The organism is Clostridium polynesiense, assembly GCF_000820705.1.
Lineage (GTDB): Bacteria > Bacillota > Clostridia > Clostridiales > Clostridiaceae > Clostridium_AA > Clostridium_AA polynesiense.
The window spans coordinates 1-2,612 of the sequence record NZ_CCXI01000032.1 but is presented as its reverse complement, the minus strand read 5'-3'; the positions used below and the strand labels follow the sequence as shown (position 1 = coordinate 2,612).

Here is a 2,612-nt window from a genome sequence, read left to right as displayed (position 1 = left end):
AAAACAAAACATTAAAATCATATTTAGCCGCGGCTCGTAAATATTCGATATTCGCTTCGTAACTTGCGAATTCTGGATATAGAGAAATTCCAAGTCTTTTTTTCATGTCTAGCCGCCTCCTCTTTCATTATAGAAATTACCTTTTGTCAGGCATTTCAACAAAAGGTAGTTTTATTATTAATTATTCACTAAGTTCTGTAGCTTCAGCTTCTTCTTTAGCAATACATTGTCTTTCATAGATTTTAAAGAATGGATAATAAACAATCCAACATACTGGGAACATCAAAATAACAAATATAACGTTACGCCAATCCAAAGTAGCCATTAACTGTTGTATACCAATTGGTAAAGTTGTCATAATCAAAACTTGTGGAAGGCCCATTAAGTTGAATTTAAATGCTATATACATAAATACCATAACTACAATTGGACACAAAGCAAATGGAATAAACAAAATAGGATTATACATTATTGGAAATCCAAATATAGCTGGTTCATTAATGTTGAATAACCCTGGCCCTAAAGCGGCTTTAGAAACTGCACTAATTTGTTTAGATTTACTCTTTAATCCCATCAAACATAAAACTAGAGTATTTCCTGAACCACCTAATACTGACATGGCTCCGTATAAAAAAATTGGATTAAATACTAATGGTTGTCCGGCAGCCGCCATTTTGGCATTGGTTGCGTATGCCGCAATATAAATAGGCATAATGGCGGTAAAAACTACACTTCCTCCATGGATTCCAAAGAACCAACTTAATGAATAAACTAATAAAATAAATATCATTCCTATTGGAGATACTAAATATGACAACGGTGTGGAAATAACAGTTGTAACCAAAGTACCTAAGGTTAACGTACCATTAGTGAAATTAGAAATCAGAATAGCTAATCCATACCAAAATAAAATATTTAATCCAGAAGGAATAATAGAGTTAAAGCTATTTAAAATTCCTTCAGGAACAACATCTGGCATACGAATAGTCCAATTATGGTCAACAGCAAATTTAGTGATACGTACGGATAATAAACCAATTAAGATTGCGCAGAAAATTCCATTGGCACCTAATGAACTAATATTCAAAGAACGAATAACTTGGCCTGTAGCTGTAGTTGTGGAAATCAATGGAGAGCAAACCAAGATAAAACAAACCATAGATGTAAATCCAGATTGAATCGTTGCTTTTACCCCTAACCGTTTCGCATAATTATAAGCTAGTGTAAAGGACATAAATAACCCTAATAATCCCATTGTTAATTCATAAGGCATATATAGCAAATCATAAATTGGATCGCCAGCTTTCCACCCAAAGGCAAGGCCACCTAAAGCACAAATAATCTGGACAACGGCACCAATCATGATCAACCCCATCGTTCCACCCATACCAACGCTAATCGTTCCAAAAGCTGGGCTTTGTGATAACTTTACACTCAATTCCTGTAATTTTTTCATAAATCCGCTATTTGCTAATTGTTCCAACTTACTATTCATATACTTTCTCCTTTTTGATTATTTTCCTGTGATTTTATGTGCTAATTTCATAACATTATCAGCATTTCCAATGGCATAATCCAAAGATGGAATTCCAGCAACAGGAATTGACAATATTTCCTTTAATTCATTAAGACGATAAGAAACTTGTGGTCCAATCAAGACACAATCATATTCATTTTGATAGTTTTCTACATTGTTTACAGGAACAGCTTCAATTTTTAAATCCTCTCCTTTTTCAGCGCAGTATTTTTCAATCTTCTTCATTAAAATACTTGTTGACAATCCCGCTCCACACGCTAACAAAATTTTCATTTTCTATTCCTCCATTATTTTTGATTTTTGTAAAGTTCAATCATTTCACGAATTAATTCTTGTGCTAACATACTTGTCATTAAATGATCTTGTGAATGAATCAATAAAACGCTAATGTCTGTTTTTTGTCCATTTGCTTCTGCAACCAGCAAATCTGTTTGTCCTTTATGGGCTAATACCGATGCATTTTCACTTTCCTCCATTAAGCGGTCAGCTTCTTCAAAATCATGTTTTTTAGCTGCTTGCAGTGCTTGAAACGCAAATGTTCTAGCATCCCCAGAATGAGCAATCAAAGTCATTGCTATTGTTTCTGTATTCATGCATATCCTCCTTCTTTTGTACCTACACTTCTTCTTTGTCGACACCTATACTATAGATATTTTTCAAAAAATCTACAAACGATAAAAAAATCCTGTTTTCTTTAATTTTATACACTAAACATTAATTTTACACTCAAATCTTGAAAGCCTTTTCATTTTAAGCTTATTCTTTTTATTTTTCTTTTCTTGTAGCCATTCAAATTGTAAATCATTAAAAAATAAACTCTATTTTTTTATACAATCATCCTTTTTTTTATACACTAATTTTTAATAACAAAAAATTAGATAATAGTTTTAAAGTGTTAATTAAATCTAACTTAACATACAATAATATAATTTACTTTATCCTTATAAAAAAATAAGGACTTACCTTATAACAGCAAGTCCTTTATTAATTAGCTTTCAAAATATCTAGATGACATCATGACCATCTATAACTATAGCTTTTTCTCTGACATCATTAGTGTTTTCCATATATACCT

At 31.7% G+C, this 2,612-nt stretch carries 3 protein-coding genes; all 3 read right to left on the bottom strand.

What is annotated here, in order from left to right:
• Nucleotides 1-181: 181 nt before the first annotated feature.
• Genes TA89_RS03645 through TA89_RS03635 form a run of 3 tightly spaced genes read right to left on the bottom strand, consistent with a single transcriptional unit; the run spans nt 182 to nt 2,130 of the window.
• Nucleotides 182-1,495, bottom strand: coding sequence for a PTS sugar transporter subunit IIC (locus TA89_RS03645; RefSeq protein ID WP_052447304.1), 1,314 nt, complete (start codon nt 1,493-1,495; stop codon nt 182-184).
• 18 nt (nt 1,496-1,513) lie between these two features.
• Nucleotides 1,514-1,810 (bottom strand): PTS sugar transporter subunit IIB, encoded by a 297-nt coding sequence (locus tag TA89_RS03640; RefSeq protein WP_040210926.1) that lies wholly within the window; start codon nt 1,808-1,810, stop codon nt 1,514-1,516.
• 14 nt (nt 1,811-1,824) lie between these two features.
• Nucleotides 1,825-2,130: a PTS lactose/cellobiose transporter subunit IIA gene (locus TA89_RS03635; protein ID WP_040210924.1), complete on the bottom strand. Its 306-nt coding sequence runs from the start codon at nt 2,128-2,130 to the stop codon at nt 1,825-1,827.
• Nucleotides 2,131-2,612 lie beyond the last annotated feature (482 nt).